A 15119-nucleotide genomic window follows, 5' to 3' on the forward strand; every position below is an offset into this window, starting at 1 on the left:
GTCCCCGGGGGCCGCGGTCAGCGCCGGTGTCAGGCCAGCGCCAGCGTCAGGCCAGCATCAGGGTCAGGAGGCCTGGAGGGCCAGGCCCACTTCCCGCAGCAGGGGCTCCGGGCTCAGGTTCCGCGGCAGGTGGCGCAGGGACTCGAGGGCGGCCTCCTGGGGAACCTTGAGATCCCGGGACTGGGCGGCCAGCGGCTCCAGGGCCCCGCGCCAGGGATCCAGGGCCGGGGCTTCCCCCGCCTGGATCCGGGCCAGGTCCGCCAGCAGGCGCAAGAGCAGTTCCAGGGGTTGCCGCAGCTGTTCCCCCTGGGCCAGGACCGAATCCTTTTCGGGAAGCAGGGCCTCCCCCGCCTCGCTGAAGGAACGACCCCCCAGCAGGGCGATCCAGGCCTCCACTTGGGCCTCGGCCCGGCGGAAGGCGGGTTCTTCCAGGAAGCGCAGGCTGCCCTCCCCCAGGGCGGCCCAGCGGGCCCGGTCGGCTTCGCCCCATCCGTGGCGCGTGGCCACGGCCCAGGCCTCTTCCGGCGGCAGGGGTGCGAAGGGGATGCGCTCACAGCGGCTGCGGATGGTCTGGAGCAGGGCCTCGGGCCGGTGGGTCACCAGGATGAAGTGGGTGCCCTCGGGGGGCTCCTCGAGGGTCTTGAGCAGGATGTTGCCGCTGGATTCGTTGAGGCGGTGGGCCTCCTCCACCAATATCCAGCGGTGGCAGCCCAGGGGTGGGGCCAGGGAAGCCCACTCGATGACGCCACGGCTGAAGCGGGGCTGGTTGTTCGAATCCAGGCCCTCGCGGATCTGGTCGATGCGGATGACGCCCGCCTTGCCCTCGGGCGTGATCCGCAGCAGGTTGGGCAGCTCGAAGGGCAGGTCTTCGCCCAGGAACATCCGGCAGCCTTCGCACTGGCCGCAGGCGTTCCGGCGGAAGCAGATCTCGCGCTGGGCCAGTTCGAGGGCCACGCGGCGCTTGCCGATGCCCTCCGGCCCCGTGAAAAGCAGCGAGCCGCGGATCCGACCGGCCTGCAGGCGATCCAACAGGCGCTGCCGGAGGGCCCGATGACCGGCGATGTCCGGGGCGAACATCAGTCGACTCCGAAGCCGGCGCTGCGCAGCAGGGGCGCCACCCGCGCCCAGATGGCCGCTTCCACCTGGTCGACGGGATCCCGGGCGGGCACCAGGGCCACGCGGCCGGGGTGGCTCTGGGCGATGGCCAGGAAGCGGTTGCGCACCTTGCGGTGGAACTCCAGGGCGGCATTGTCGAAGCGCGTCTCCGCGAACTCGGCTCCCAGGGAGAGGTTGCGGACCTCCACGCGCTGGAGCGACAGCTCGGGGTCCATGTCCAGCACCACGGTGAGGCTGGGGCGGAGCCCCCGCAGGACCAGTTCGCTGAGGCGATCCAGGGCCGCCTCGGGCACGCCGCTGGCGCCCTGGTAGGCCCGGGTGGAATCCTCGAAGCGATCCACCAGCACGACCTTTCCCTCCGCCAGCGCGGGGCGGATCACCGTCTCGAGATGCTGGGCCCGGTCGGCGTAGAAGAGCAGCAGCTCCGCGTCCGCGCACCAGGTTTCGCCGCTGGCGTGGCGCTCCAGCAACAGACGGCGAAGCTCCCGGCCCAGGGCCGTGCCGCCGGGCTCCTTCGAGACCACCAGGGGCAGGCCCAGGTGCCGCAGGCGCTCCGACAGCCGGAGCAGCTGGGTGGACTTGCCCGAGCCTTCCACGCCCTCGATGGTGATGAACACGCCGCGCACCGGACCTCCGTCCGATGAGGATACCCGGCGCGGGGCGGCCGGCGACGGGCCGGCGGCGGGCCGAGCCGACCGGGGGGTTTGGCCCACGCTCATGCGGAGTGCTATCCTGCTCGAAACTCCAGGAGTTCCAGGTGGCCGAAGCGATCCATTGCCCCAGCTGCTCCACCCGCTACCGCCTCCGTCCCGAGCGGCTCCGACCGGCCATCCGCCGGGCCCGGTGCTTCTCCTGCGGCGGCGTGTTTCCCGTGGGTGACATCGTGGCCCGCCTGCTGACGCCAGCGGCAACCCCTGATTTCGACCTCGAAGCAGGCCTCGAATCTCACCTGGGCTCCGAGCTGGGGGATCTCGCCGACTTCCAGCCCTCGGAGGCGCCTCCCTCGCTCACCCTGGGCGACCTGGAGGGTGCGGACGCGGAGATCCTCGAGAAGACCCTCGTGGACACTCCCGCTGCCCTGCCCGAGGCCAAGCAGGCCGCGCCGCCCGAGCCGGCACCCGACCTGGCGCTTGGGACGACGCCCGCAGCCCCGCCCACGACTCCGCCCACACCCCCACCCTTCCCCCCCGAGATCACCGAGACCACCCTGTCTGGCTACACCTCCGCCCGAGATGCCATCGACAAGCTGTTCGGCGATGCCCCGGCCCAGCCCTCGGGTCTGAAGATCACCAAGGATTCGTCCGCCATGGACATGGAGGCGACCCTCACCGCCCTGGAAGCCACCCTGGGCGGCAGCGAGATGCCCACCCCCCCTGCGGAGGCCGATGGGGCGGGCGAGGATCCCACCGCCTCCGGGCACCCGGTCGAGGGCGGCCAGGCCGCTTCCAGCACCACCGTGCGCCTCACCCAGGAGGACCTCCGGGCCGCCTTGGCCGTCGCACCCCAGGGGCCTTCCTCCTTCCGGTCCTCCGAGGCAGTGCCGACTCCCGAAGCGCACAAGGAGGCCGCACCGTCGACGCCGTCCCTCTCCCCGTCGGACCTGTTCCCGACCTCGCTGGCCACGGATGCGGGCGCCGAGCTCCTGCGGCTGAAGATCGGCGAGGAGATCTACCCCGGGCTCACCATGTCCCAGATCATCGCCTGGGTGGAGGAGGGCCGCATCCTGGAGAACCACCTGGTGGCCCGGCAGCACAGCGAGAACTGGCTGGAAGCCCACAAGGTTCCCGGTCTGCGCCCCGTCTTCGAGCGCCTTCGCCGCGAGCGCAGCGGTGGCGCCCCTTCTCTGGATTCCCCGGTCATGGAGATCGCCCCCAAGAAGAGCCTCTTCGGCGGCCTCTTCGGCAAGAACTGACATGCAGATACTCACCCTCGCCGCCCTGCTCGCCCTGCCCCAGGCCCCGCCGACCCAACCGGCTCCCTCCGCGCCCGTCCCCGTTTCCGCGCCCATCTCCGCCCCTGAGGCCTCGCTCTCGTTCTACTCCGAGAGCTTCCCCTTCGCCTGGGACCGCATGATCCCCCTCACGGTGAACCTCGACGGCCTCAAGGTGACCCGCATCTTCTTCAACAAGCGCGTGGTGGAACCCGGCTTCTTCAACCTCCTCAAGGGCGCCGAGTTCGGCACCCGGGCCCAGGTGGAGGTGACCAACACGGGCAAGTATCCGAAGATCCCCGGCTTTGCCGTGGCCGTCCTCGACAAGGACGGGAAGCTTCTGGGCGCGGCCTCCGGCGGCACCAAGGTCGGCACCATCAAGCCCGGCGAAACCGAGACCTTCGACCTGAACTTCACCCAGGTGAAGGAGCGCCTCGCCAAGGGCGACCGGTTCCTGCTGACCATCGAACTCAGGAACTAATTCGCTTCCTGCTCGTGATAGTGGGCGAGGATCTCCGCCGGCGTGGCGGTGGCCGTGCCCACCTTGGCGACCACCACACCCGCGGCGGCGTTGGCCAGCATGGCGGCCTCGCGCCAGTCCGCCCCCGCGGCCACGGCGGCACCGAAGGCGGCGATGACCGTGTCGCCCGCGCCGCTCACATCGAAGACCTCCCGGGCCTCCGTGGGAACCATCCAGGGGGCCGCATGGTCCCCGTCCGGCGCGAAGAGGGCCATGCCCCGCTCGCTGCGCGTGACCAGCAGGCCCCTCAGGCCCAGCTCGGCCATGATGGCGCGGCCCGCCTCGGCCACCTCCGCATCGGTCCGGGCCGGCGCGTGGGCCAGTTCCGAGGCCTCCTTGGTGTTGGGCGTCATGAGCGTGGCCCCTCGGTACAGGGCCTTGTGCGCGGGCTTGGGATCCACGATCCAGGGCAGGTTCCGCGCGGTGCAGAACTCCCGCACCGCCTCCATGACGGACTCGTTCACGGCGCCCTTGGCGTAGTCGGACACGATGAGGGCCGAGGCCTCGCCCAGGGCGCGGTCCAGACGGTCCTTGAGGCCCAGCAGCACGGCGGCCTCCCTCGGCCCCGCTTCCTCGCGGTCGATGCGGAGCATCTGCTGCTGCTGCCCGATGACGCGGGTCTTGATGATGGTGGGCCGGGAGGCATCCAGCACCAGGCCCGAGATGGAGATGCCCAGGCGGCCCAGCAGGCCGAGCACCCGATCCCCCGCCACATCCTTCTGCAGGGTGCCGATGAGGAGGGGCTCCGCGCCCAGGGCCTTGAGGTTGGCCGCCACATTGGCCGCGCCGCCCAGCACGGCGTGCTCTCGCACCACGCGCACGATGGGCACGGGCGCCTCCGGCGAGATGCGGCTCACTTCGCCGAACAGGTACTCGTCCAGCATCACATCGCCCAGCACGGCCACCTTGCGGCCTTCCATGCGCCGGAGCAGCGATTCGGCCTGGGCCCGGTCGAGCCTCATGGCTGCTCTTTCTTCGCCTGATCCACCAGCATCACGGGGATCCCATCCTCGATGGGGTAGAGCAGGCCGCAGCCCTGGCAGTGCAGTCCCTCCGCCTTCTCCAGCAGGTCGCCGTGGCAGGCCGGACAGCAGAGGATCTCGAGGAGGCGGGGATCGAGCGGCATGGGGGTAGCTTATCGGAATTGGCTCGACCCCGGGGCCGGCTCCCTTCCCGCGGGCAGGTCGAGGGGTCTGCCCAGGAACAGGGTGCCCCGCAGCACGCCCCGCAGGGTGTTCGCCAGGATGTAGAGCCAGAGGCCAACCAGCGTGGCCGTCAGGAGAAGGGCGTAGCCCCGCGTGAGGGATGAGGGAAAGCGCTGGGCGATCTTCTGGCTGCCGATGGTGTAGGCGGCCAGGGGGAACACGAAAGCCCACCACCCCAGGCTGAAGGGGATTCCCCCGCGGCGGATCTGGTGGATGCAGATGACCAGGATGATGGCGAGGATCCACATGCCGAAGCCCCAGAGGGTGGCGGCGCCGACGGAGAAGAGCCCGGTTTCGGTGACGATCCCAAGGCTCCGGGCATGGGCGCCCAGGTCCAGGAGGCAGCTCACCGCGAGCCCCGCGGCGCTCAGGAAGATGCCGAAGGTGGGCGTCGTTTCCGCCGGCGGCAGGGGGTGCTGCGCCAGCCGGACGAAGATGATGGCGCCGATGAACAGGAAGAGGAAGAAGCCGATGCCCAGCATCGCGGCGTTGACGGCGAAGATCGTCAGGCACCAATCGGGCCGGAACAGGAGGGCCTGCCCCAGCACCGGATTGCCCAGCAGCAGCAGGGCCATGTTGGCGATGGGCGCCATGATCCAGGAGAAGTTCATGGTCTCGGGATCGGGCGGCGCCTCGGCGCGGATGAACCGGAAGGTCGTGAAGAGGGTGAAGAAGGCCACGCCGGCGACGGCGATGACCCAGCAGGCGAGCATCAGCCCGAAGGCCCACGCCCGGTCCAGGTAGGATCCCCAGATCAGGTGGATGTTCGTGCCCAGGATGACGGTGGCCACGGGCATCGTGACGAAGAAGTTCGACGAGACGGGGTGGTGGAGGTCACGCCGCACATAGTCGAAGTGGCGCACCCAGCGGAGCAGCCACGGAATCAGCACGATGAAGAACCCGACATCGGCCAGGGTCGCCACGGCCAGGCTCGCTCGCCATAGGCCCGGGACCTGGCCCTCCCAGAGGAACAGGATGTTCGCCAGCCCCCCGGTGCCCATGATCACGGCGAACCAGCCCGGCGCGAAGTGCTTGATGGCGTGCTTTTCCTGCATCCGAACTCCCTTGCACCCGTCTTCGCCGCGCCTGCGAACCCGTCCCTTCCGGGTGGCGCAGGGAATCGGCTGGAAGACCGCAGCCCCCCGGTTCGCAGCCTCTGCCCGGGTGCCACCCGCACGGCATGAGAAACTTCTACCTTAGCCCTTCCGGAAAGCCCCGGCCATGACTCATCACGCCCTCGAAAACCTCAACATCGATGCCTTCGACCGGATGCCCTCTCCGGCGGAAGTCCACGCGGCCCTCCCCGTCCCGGACGCCGTGGCCGACACCGTGGCCGCCGGGCGCCGGGACCTCCAGCGCATCCTCAGGCGTGAAGACTCCCGTCTCATGGTGGTGGTGGGACCGTGCAGCATCCATGACCCCGTGGCGGGGCTCGAGTACGCGGCCCGGCTCAAGGCCCTGTCCGACGAAGTCTCGGACTCGCTCCTGCTGGTGATGCGGGTCTATTTCGAGAAGCCGCGCACCTCCACGGGCTGGAAGGGCTACATCAACGATCCGCGGATGGACGACTCCTTCCACATCGAGGAGGGGATGCGGAAGGCCCGGGAGTTTCTGCTGCGCATCGGGGAGATCGGCCTGCCCACCGCCACGGAGGCCCTGGACCCCAACACGCCCCAGTACATCGGCGACCTCATCGCCTGGACGGCCATCGGAGCCCGGACCTCGGAATCCCAGACCCATCGGGAGATGTCCAGCGGCCTGTCCACGCCCGTGGGCTTCAAGAACGCCACGGACGGCGACCTGGGCGCCGCCGTGAACGCCATCCTCTCGGCCGCCCGTCCCCACAGCTTTCTGGGCCTCAACGACCAGGGCTCCGCCGCCATCGTGCGGACCCGGGGGAACGCCCACGGCCACCTGGTGCTGCGCGGCGGCGGAGGCCGCCCCAACTACGACACCGTCAGCATCGCCCTGGCCGAGGCCGCCCTGCGCAAGGCGGGATTGCCCGAAAACATCGTGGTGGACTGCTCCCACGCGAACAGCCACAAGAATCCCCGGCTCCAGCCCCTGGTCTTCCTGGATTGCGCCCACCAGATCCTCCGCGGCAACCGCTCCATCGTCGGGCTGATGGTGGAGAGCTTCCTCGAGGAGGGCAACCAGCCCATTCCCGCCGACCTCGCCACCCTGCGCTACGGCTGCTCGGTGACGGACGCCTGCCTCGGCTGGGAGGAGACGGCCGCCCTGCTCCGGGAGGCCCGGAACCTGCTGAAAGAAGCCCTGCCGAAACGGTGCGGTTGAACCCTGCAACGGCCCACGACCGGCGCTCCACCCACCCCCTACCCACCCCCTACCGTAGCCCCTCCACCAGGTAGAGGGCGCTGAGCTTACGGTCGTAGGTGAAGGCGAAGGCCTTCCCGTCGGGCGTGGCGTAGGCCGTCCGCGTCTGCAGGTAGCCCGCGGCATCGGGCGGCATGAAGCGATGGACCTCCACCCGCTTCCCCGTGACGGGGTCCAGGCGGTGGATCGTCACGGGCAGGAGGGAGAGTTCCGGGCGGACGAAGAGGCTCTGTCCATCCACCGCCCAGCTGATGAGCCGTTCCTCCGCCTGGACTCCCCGGATGGGCACGGGCTTCCCGCCATCGACCGGCAGGATGAACCAGGCCTTGCGGTCGCTCGTGATGAAGAGCCGCTTCCCGTCGGAGGACAGGGGACTGCTGCCCACGATGTTGTGGCCGAAGCCCTCTTCGGTGATGGCCCGGGGCTCACCGCCCTTGAGCTCCACCAGGTAGTACTTCAGCCCCTGGGACCCCTCGCTTCCCTGGAAGAGCGCGCGATGGCCGTCCGGCAGGAGGAAGGCGCACCCGACCGCCCGGAACCGCTGGGGCAGGGGCACCACGACGGGCCGGTCCAGCCCCACGGACAGGAACACCAGGCAGGGCCTGGGCGAAGCGGGGTCCAGGACAGCCGCGGGATCCAGGCCCGCCTTCAGGAGCCCCGTGGTCACGCCGGTGTCGAGATCCTTCGGGCTGAGCCCGTTGAGGTTCAGCTGAATCCAGCGCGCGCCCAGGGAGAATCCGTAGGGGTTGCCCTTGGCCAGCTTCAGGGCGGGTCCGCCCGCGAAATCCGCGAGGTAGGTCTCATCCAGGGCGGTTCCCCCATCCAGGGCTGGCGATTCGAGCAGGAGCAGCCGCCCGCCATCCGGGCTCAGTCCCTGGACCTGGGTGCCGCCGCGGACCGAGCGCTCCTGGTGGGTCGGCTCCCCGGCCCGCTGCACCAGCACGCCGCGTCGCACCTGATGGTTGGCCAGGAGGACCCGCCCATCGGAAAAGACATCCATGAGTTGCTTGGAGCCGTCCCCGCGCCACAGGAGGCGCGCCGGAGAGCCCGGCCGGACCGACCACAGGGCCGTCTGATCCGCCTGGAGTTCGCTCAGCCACAGGTCGTTCCCGGGCCCCCAGGCCAGCCCGGTGAGGGTGTCGCCGAACCCGTCTCCCGGCTTTTCGAACACCACGGTCCGCCGGCCCTCCCGGTCCAGCAGCACGACCTTGGCGCTTCCATCCTGGGTCTCGACCATGGCCATCCGGTCTCCTCCCGGGGCAAGCCGGATGAGCTTGGCGGTGTGGCTGATGCCATTGGATTCAAAGGCCGCCCGCCCGATCGGAAACTCCAGCCGGCCCCGTTGGGCATCGTCGCTGGTCAGCAGGGCCAGGCCCTGGCCATCCCAGGCCGCCTCCAGCACATCCGCCTGGAGGTCCCGCAACGCCCCTCCGCCCGCGGGCACCCGCGCGAGGGTGCCGCGGTAGCGCCCCAGCAGCCAGCGGCGGGGATGCCGGATCAGGGCCAGGTCATTGTTCCCGGACACGCCGACCAGCAGGGCATCCTTCAACCCCAGCGGCTTGGGCTCCAGACTTCGGGGGTCGATGACGAAGATCTCCGAATCGCCGCCTCCGAGCCTCGCCGAGAAGAAGATGGTCTTGCCGTCGGGCCCGAAGAAGGCGGATTCCACGGTTCCCGGCGTGAAGAAGAGCCGCTGGAAGGCGGGCGCCGACAGCGCCGCCGGGGTGCCGCGGAAGGCCCAGGCGAGCGCGCCCCCAGCCAGGGCGAGGGCCAGGGCGGCGCCCACGAAGACCGGGCGGCGCCAGACCGGCCACCGGAGCCCCGGGCCCCAGGCGGGGAGGGGACTCGCCATGGACAGGGGAGCCTCCAGCCCGAAGGCCAGGTCCTTCATGTTCTGGAACCGGTCCTGGGGGCGCTTCTCCAGACAGCGGAAGACGAGCCGGTCCAGCCCGGGGACCAGGGCGCCCCGGAGGCCTTCCAGTTCCGGCGGCGCGTCCCGGAGGATGGCTGAAAAGGTTTCGGCGCCGCTGGGCCCGGCAAAAGGTCGCCGTCCGGTGAGCATCTCGAAGAGCACCACCCCCAGGCTGAAGATGTCCGAGCGGGTGTCCGCCGGCTCGCCCCGAACCTGCTCGGGGCTCATGTAGCCTACCGTCCCGATGAGCATTCCGGCCTCGCTGAGCTCCGTCGGATGCTCAGATCCGGGCCTCAGGGTTGCCATCTGGCCGCGCCCGGATTCCAGCGTCTTGGCCAGTCCGAAGTCCAGCACCTTGACCTGGCCATCCTCCGTGATGAAGACATTGTCCGGCTTCAGGTCCCGGTGGATGATGCCCTTCTCGTGGGCGGCCCCCACGCCGCGGGCGATCTGGATGGCCCACTCCACGGCCTTCCGGGGGGGCACGGCCCCATCCCTCAGGATCTCCCGGAGGCTGCTTCCCTCCAGCAGCTCCATCACCGCGTAGGCCCGGCTGCCATCCCAGCCGAAATCGAAGATGCCCAGGATGTTGGGATGGGAGAGGGCCGCCACCGCCTTGGCCTCGCGCTCGAAGCGGGCCCGGGTCCTGGGGTCCTGATAGAGCGCCTGGGGCAGCACCTTGATGGCCACGAAACGGTCCAGTTTCGGATCGTGGGCCTTGAAGACCTCCCCCATGCCACCGGAGCCCAGGGGGCTCAGGATCTCGTAGGGGCCGATGCGGGTTCCGGGGACGGGGTGCATGAATTCGCTGTGGGGAATGGCGCGGAGAAGGACCGGGCGGACGGGAAAGCCAGGTTCCTCACCCAACCCATCTGAGGATCAGGCCCTCAGGGTGACACGGTTTCGCGGGGCTCCACCCGGGCCCGGGAACCCCGGTGGAGCAGCCGTGCTCCAGGTCACAAAGGAAAGGGGGGCGCCGGCAGCGCCCCCCTTTCCCGTCAGCCTCCCGGCTACTTCAGGGCCTTCGCCGCCAGTTCCAGCACATCGGTGGTGGCCACGCCCTCGTGGCCAGTCTCCCCCGCGGCGTTGTTGAGCATCACATTGCAGAAGGGGCAGCCCACGGCGATGGTGGTGGCCTTGGTTTCCATGGCCTGCTCGAAGCGCTCGTGGTTGACGCGCTTGCCCAGGTGCTCCTCCAGCCAGAAGCGGCCGCCGCCGGCGCCGCAGCACATGGTGGCTTCGCCGTGCTTCTCCATCTCGGTGAGCTTCACGCCGGGGATGGCATCCAGGATGGCCCGCGGCGCCTCCACCTGGCCGTTGATGCGGCTGAGGTAGCAGGGGTCGTGGTAGGTGAGGTCCACATCCACCGTCTGCTCCATCTTCAGCCTGCCCTCGCCGATGAGCTTGGCCACCAGCTCGGTGCCGTGCACCACCTCGAAGTCGCCCCCGAAGGCCGGGTACTCGTTCTTCAGGGTGTTGAGGCAGTGGGGGCAGTTGGTGATGACCTTCTTCACGCCATGGCCCTTGAGGGTCTCGATGTTGGCCTCCGTGGCCGTCTGGTAGAGGTACTCGTTCCCCAGGCGCCGCGCGGATTCGCAGGTGCAGCTCTCCTCGGTGCCGAGGATCGCGAACGACACATTTGCGGCCTTGAGCAGCTTCACCAGGGCCTGGGAGACCTTCTGGCCTGCGGCGTCGTAGGAACCGGCACAGCCCACCCAGAACAGGTACTCGGCCTCGGGATTCTCGGCGAAGGTGGGCACTTCCAGCCCCTCGGCCCACTTGGCGCGGTCCGCCTGGGGCAGGTTCCAGGGGTTGCCCTGGCGCTCCATGCCCTTGAAGGCCGTCTGGGCCTCGGCGGGGAAGTCGCTCTCCTCCAGCGTGAGGTAGCGGCGCATGCCGATGATCTTGTCCACGAAGCTGATCTGCAGGGGGCAGGCCCACTCGCAGTAGCCGCAGCTGGTGCAGGCCCAGATGGTGTCCTGGCTGATCCAGCCTTCCAGCTGCGCCTTGCTCCAGGGCGCCACCTCGTCATCGCGCTTCCAGTAGGAGCCTTCGGGCACGGGGCCGCCGATGAGCTTGCGGTCCTCGGGCACGGGCTTGTCCTGGCCCATCTGCTCCAGTGGCGTCGCCTTCAGGTAGTCGCGGAGGTCATTGCCGAAATCCTTGGGCCGGAGGGGCTTGCCCGTGAGCGTGGTGGGGCAGTTCTCCAGGCAGCGGCCGCACTCCACGCAGGTGTAGAAGTCGAGCATCTGCTTCCAGGAGAAGTCCTGGATCTTGTTGATGCCGAAGTGCTCGGCCTCCAGGTCCATGGGCTTCAGGTTCTTCTGGGGCTCCAGCTCGCGGAAGTAGATGTTGAAGAGCGAGGTGAACACATGGAAGTGCTTGGAATAGGGGAGGAAATTGGCGAAGAAGTAGAGGGTCGCCAGGTGCAGCCACCACATGCTCTTGTAGAGCACCAGCAGCCCCGTGCCGCCCATGTCCCGCAGCTGGTTCGCCACGAAGAGGCTCACGGGGGCCCAGGCCTTCCAGGCCGGGTTGTGCAGCCAGATGTAGGCCCCGTCCGCCAGCAGGTCGGTGATCATCAGGGTGCCGATGAGGCTCAGGGTGGCCCAGGCATCCCAGGAGTTCTCCAGGCGCCAGGGCTTGGCGGCCAGGCGGCGGAAGGTGGCGAGGCCCAGGCCCAGCAGCACCAGCACCTCGAAGACATCCTTGGTGGCCTGGTAGCCGTAGCCGAAGGCGCCCAGGGCCTCGGTCATGTGGAAGACGGGGAAGAGCCCTTCCAGCACCAGCCCGATGGAGCGCAGGGCCAACGCGCAGAAGCCCCAGAAGATGAGGATGTGGTAGAAGCCAGCGTATTTGTCGCGGACCATGCGCTTCTGCATGATGGCCAGGGTGAAGACGCCCTTCAGGCGCACCCAGGGCTGGTCGAAGCGGTTGTCCGGCAGGCCGGCCCTCAGGGTGGCCAGGCGCTTCCGCACGGTCCAGGCGAAGAACCCGGCCGCAGCCAGCGTCATGATCCAGAACAGCGCGATTTCCAGGGCCTTCATGGCGGTCCCTCCTTGCAGTCATCAATCGGAACGGGCCGTGGCGCGGCGCCGCTCATTGTCTCACCCGGTTATCAGGTATGCAGTCGAAGGGACAGTGTAGCCATGGGCATGACAAACTGAAGGCCCGACCTGGAGTCAGACTTGGGAAGCACCTCCACCCTCCATTTTGAAGCCGCCGTCACCCGCCCCCTGTCGGTGGTGTTCCGGACGGGCGAAGCCTGGGAGGGCCACGACTACACGGTGGAGGTGGTGGCCATGCGGCGGGGCCTGGATGGCTTCGATGTGGTGGTCGACTTCCGCGACCTGGAGGCCGCCCTGGACCGCAGCCTGGCCCCCCTGCAGGGAAGGCTCCTCTCCGAACTGGGGCTGGACGGCCCCCTGGCCCTGGCCCAGCGTCTGCTGGCCGAGTTGGCCCCCTTCGTCCCGGCCCCCGCCCACCTCAAGGAGGTGGCCCTGACGGATGGGCGGGGGCGGAGGATGGTGGTGCTTTCGTGAGGCTGGGCTGACCATCATGCGTCCCTGGATCCCCTGCGCCGCCCTGGCCCTGGCCCTCTCGCCGCTGGCTGTGATCCACCCGGTGCGCGTGTCCGGGCACAGCATGGAACCGGGCCTGGCCAACGGCCGCCTGCGCTGGGCCCTGCGGGCCTGGGCGATCCCCCCACCCCGGCGGGGGGAGGTCTGGCTGGTGGAGGGACCGCACGGTTCCTCCGTGAAGCGGGTGCTTGGCCTGCCCGGCGAGACCCTGACCTGGCAGGGGCCCGATCTCTGGATCGACGGCCGACGCATCGACGAGCCCTGGGTGGTCCACCCCGAACGGGGAGGAGAGGGGCACCAGGCCTGCAGCCGGGGTTATCTGGTCCTGGGCGACAACCGGCCGGAGAGCCAGGATGGGCGGCAATGGGGCCCGCTCCCCAAGGCCGCCATGAGAGGCCGGATCCTCTAGCCGGGGCGGGGTTGGGCTACGCTGGAGAGCTGGAGATTCGATGGACCGACTGGTGATCCAAGGTGGACATCCCCTGCGGGGGCGCATCCGGGTGTCGGGGGCGAAGAACGCGGCCCTGCCCTGCCTCGCGGCGGCCCTGTTGACGCCCGACCCGGTCTTGCTGTCCAACCTGCCCGCCGTGGCCGACATCCGCACCATGGTGAAGGTGCTGCAGGCCCTGGGTACGGAGGCCTCGCTGGAACCGGAAGGCGAGGGCTTCGAGCTGACCGCCCGGCTGGCCTGCGCCGGCAGCGAGGATCCCAAGGCCCCCTATGACCTGGTGAAGACCATGCGGGCCTCCATCCTGGTGCTGGGGCCCCTGCTCGCCCGCTTCGGCAAGGCCACCGTGAGCCTCCCCGGCGGCTGCGCCATCGGTGCCCGCCCCGTGAACCTGCACCTGGAGGCCCTCGAGCGCATGGGCGCCCAGATCGAGATCAGCCACGGCTACATCCACGCCGCCGTGAAGGGCCCCCTGCAGGCCATCGACCACGCCTTCGAGAAGGTGAGCGTGGGCGCCACGGAGAACATCCTCATGGCCGCCGCCCTGGCCAAGGGCACCACGGTCCTGCGCAACGCGGCCATGGAGCCCGAGATCGGCGACCTGGCCCAGCTGCTCGTCAAGATGGGCGCCCAGATCGAGGGCATCGGCACGGGAACCCTCACCATCACCGGCGTGGCGAAGCTCCATGGCTGCGAGCACGCGGTCATCGCCGACCGCATCGAGGCCGGCACCTACCTCTGCGCCGTGGCCGCAGCCTGCGGCGATGTGGTGCTGGACCGCTGCGAGCCCGGACACCTCCGCGCGCTGCTGGACCTGCTGGAGCGGGCGGGCTGCCTGGTCACCGAGCGGGAGGGCCAGGACGGCCGCCAGCTCCGCATCCAGCGGGAGCCCGGCCAGAAGCTGCGGTCCAAGGATGTCACCACCCTGCCCTTCCCCGGGTTCCCCACGGACCTGCAGGCCCAGGTGATGGCCGTCATGACGCAGGCCTGCGGCATCAGCGTCATCAACGAGGGCATCTTCGAGAACCGCTTCCAGCACGCCATGGAGCTGGAGCGCCTGGGTGCGAACCTCCGCACGGACGGCCACCGCGCCATCGTGGCCGGCCCCGCGGACCTGACCGGGTGCACGGTCATGGCCACGGACCTCCGGGCCAGCGCCGCCCTGGTCATCGCCGGCCTCGTGGCCAAGGGCGAGACCATCGTCGACCGCATCTATCACCTCGACCGCGGCTACGCCGGCCTGGAGAAAAAGCTCCAGGGCGTCGGGGCCCGCATCGAGCGGGTGGGTGGCGGCAAGGTCTAGCCGACCGCGCGCACCGCCTGAATCCCCATGCGCCGCGCCGACCGCCTGTTCCAGATCGTGCAGCTGCTGCGGCGGGACCGCATCAGCACCGCGGCCCGCCTTTCCCGGGAGCTCGGCGTCAGCGAGCGCACCCTCTACCGCGACATCGCGGACCTCATGGCCTCGGGCGTGCCCATCGAGAGCGAAGCCGGCGTGGGCTACAGCCTCCCCCGGCACTTCGACCTCCCTCCTCTCATGCTCAACGCAGAGGAAGGCGAGGCGCTGCTCCTGGGCGCCCGCGTCGTGGCCGCCTGGGGTGATCCCTCCCTCCGGGAGGCCGCGGAGAGCCTCCTCCGGAAAGTGGAGGCCGTCCTGCCGCCGGACCGGAGGCGGTCCCTGTCGGACCTGCCTTTCCTGGTGCCGGACTTCCATGTCCCTCCGGAAACCGCCCGCTTCCTTGGCGAGCTGCGCCGGGGCCTGCGCGAGCATCGCCGCGTCCAGATCACCTACGCGCGTGCCGACGGGACCGCCTCGACCCGGGTGCTGCAGCCCCTGGGCCTGGTCTTCTGGGGCTACCGGTGGCACCTCGCGGCCTGGTGCGAGCTGCGCGAGGCCCTCCGCACCTTCCGCGTGGACCGCATCCAGTCCAGCGAGGTGCTCGACCCCTTCGAGCCGACCCCTGGTCGGGGCCTGGAGGACTACCTTGGACAATTCCGGGCCGGACCTTCCAGGTAATCCCGCTCGGGGATGAACCCTCCTGCCACCAGGTTGTCAGGAGCCCTGACCTATCC

At 69.7% G+C, this 15119-nt stretch carries 14 protein-coding genes; 7 read left to right on the top strand and 7 right to left on the bottom strand.

Going from position 1 to position 15119, the window contains the following annotated elements:
* Nucleotides 1-63 precede the first annotated feature (63 nt).
* Nucleotides 64-1077, bottom strand: a complete 1014-nt coding sequence (locus QUD34_RS12260) for a DNA polymerase III delta subunit-related protein (RefSeq protein WP_286353996.1) — start codon at nt 1075-1077, stop codon at nt 64-66.
* Nucleotides 1077-1742, bottom strand: a complete 666-nt coding sequence (gene tmk / locus QUD34_RS12265; RefSeq protein WP_286353997.1) for a dTMP kinase — start codon at nt 1740-1742, stop codon at nt 1077-1079. Before tmk ends, QUD34_RS12260 begins: the two co-directional genes overlap by 1 nt.
* Nucleotides 1743-1873: 131 nt before the next feature.
* Between tmk and QUD34_RS12270 the strand changes: the two genes are divergently transcribed.
* Together QUD34_RS12270 and QUD34_RS12275 are read left to right on the top strand one after the other, a co-directional pair.
* Nucleotides 1874-3028, top strand: coding sequence for a zinc-ribbon domain-containing protein (locus QUD34_RS12270; protein ID WP_286353998.1), 1155 nt, complete (start codon nt 1874-1876; stop codon nt 3026-3028).
* A 1-nt stretch (nt 3029) separates the two neighbouring features.
* Nucleotides 3030-3527 (top strand): hypothetical protein, encoded by a 498-nt coding sequence (locus QUD34_RS12275; protein ID WP_286353999.1) that lies wholly within the window; start codon nt 3030-3032, stop codon nt 3525-3527.
* On the opposite strand, the gene rfaE1 is transcribed toward QUD34_RS12275, so the two are convergent.
* From rfaE1 to QUD34_RS12290, 3 genes are read right to left on the bottom strand one after another with little or no spacing between them, the layout of a single operon-like run.
* On the bottom strand, nt 3524-4528 hold the full coding sequence (gene rfaE1, locus QUD34_RS12280) for a D-glycero-beta-D-manno-heptose-7-phosphate kinase (protein ID WP_286354000.1): 1005 nt from the start codon (nt 4526-4528) through the stop codon (nt 3524-3526). The two genes, QUD34_RS12275 and rfaE1, sit on opposite strands and share 4 nt — an antisense overlap.
* Nucleotides 4525-4692, bottom strand: coding sequence for a Trm112 family protein (locus QUD34_RS12285; RefSeq protein ID WP_286354001.1), 168 nt, complete (start codon nt 4690-4692; stop codon nt 4525-4527). The genes rfaE1 and QUD34_RS12285 overlap by 4 nt, the downstream gene beginning before the upstream one ends.
* A 9-nt stretch (nt 4693-4701) precedes the next feature.
* Nucleotides 4702-5826 (bottom strand): TDT family transporter, encoded by a 1125-nt coding sequence (locus QUD34_RS12290; RefSeq protein WP_286354002.1) that lies wholly within the window; start codon nt 5824-5826, stop codon nt 4702-4704.
* A 166-nt stretch (nt 5827-5992) separates the two neighbouring features.
* On the opposite strand from QUD34_RS12290, the gene QUD34_RS12295 reads away from it, so the two are divergent.
* Entirely contained in the window at nt 5993-7066 is a 1074-nt protein-coding gene (locus QUD34_RS12295; RefSeq protein ID WP_286354003.1) for a 3-deoxy-7-phosphoheptulonate synthase, read from the top strand.
* 49 nt (nt 7067-7115) lie between these two features.
* On the opposite strand, the gene QUD34_RS12300 is transcribed toward QUD34_RS12295, so the two are convergent.
* A complete protein-coding gene (locus QUD34_RS12300) occupies nt 7116-9818 on the bottom strand; it encodes a serine/threonine protein kinase (protein WP_286354004.1) in 2703 nt (900 codons plus the stop codon).
* 209 nt (nt 9819-10027) lie between these two features.
* A complete protein-coding gene (locus tag QUD34_RS12305; protein WP_286354005.1) occupies nt 10028-12064 on the bottom strand; it encodes a (Fe-S)-binding protein in 2037 nt (678 codons plus the stop codon).
* Between the two features lie 141 nt (nt 12065-12205).
* Here QUD34_RS12305 and QUD34_RS12310 point away from each other — a divergent pair, with 141 nt between their 5' ends.
* The 4 genes from QUD34_RS12310 to QUD34_RS12325 are packed head-to-tail and all read left to right on the top strand — an operon-like array spanning nt 12206 to nt 15063.
* Nucleotides 12206-12559 (top strand): hypothetical protein, encoded by a 354-nt coding sequence (locus QUD34_RS12310; protein ID WP_286354006.1) that lies wholly within the window; start codon nt 12206-12208, stop codon nt 12557-12559.
* A gap of 16 nt (nt 12560-12575) precedes the next feature.
* Nucleotides 12576-13007: a signal peptidase I gene (gene lepB / locus QUD34_RS12315; RefSeq protein WP_286354007.1), complete on the top strand. Its 432-nt coding sequence runs from the start codon at nt 12576-12578 to the stop codon at nt 13005-13007.
* Between the two features lie 40 nt (nt 13008-13047).
* Nucleotides 13048-14349: a UDP-N-acetylglucosamine 1-carboxyvinyltransferase gene (gene murA, locus QUD34_RS12320; protein ID WP_286354008.1), complete on the top strand. Its 1302-nt coding sequence runs from the start codon at nt 13048-13050 to the stop codon at nt 14347-14349.
* Between the two features lie 27 nt (nt 14350-14376).
* A complete protein-coding gene (locus QUD34_RS12325) occupies nt 14377-15063 on the top strand; it encodes a helix-turn-helix transcriptional regulator (protein ID WP_286354009.1) in 687 nt (228 codons plus the stop codon).
* Nucleotides 15064-15119 lie beyond the last annotated feature (56 nt).

The organism is Geothrix oryzae, assembly GCF_030295385.1.
GTDB lineage: Bacteria > Acidobacteriota > Holophagae > Holophagales > Holophagaceae > Geothrix > Geothrix oryzae.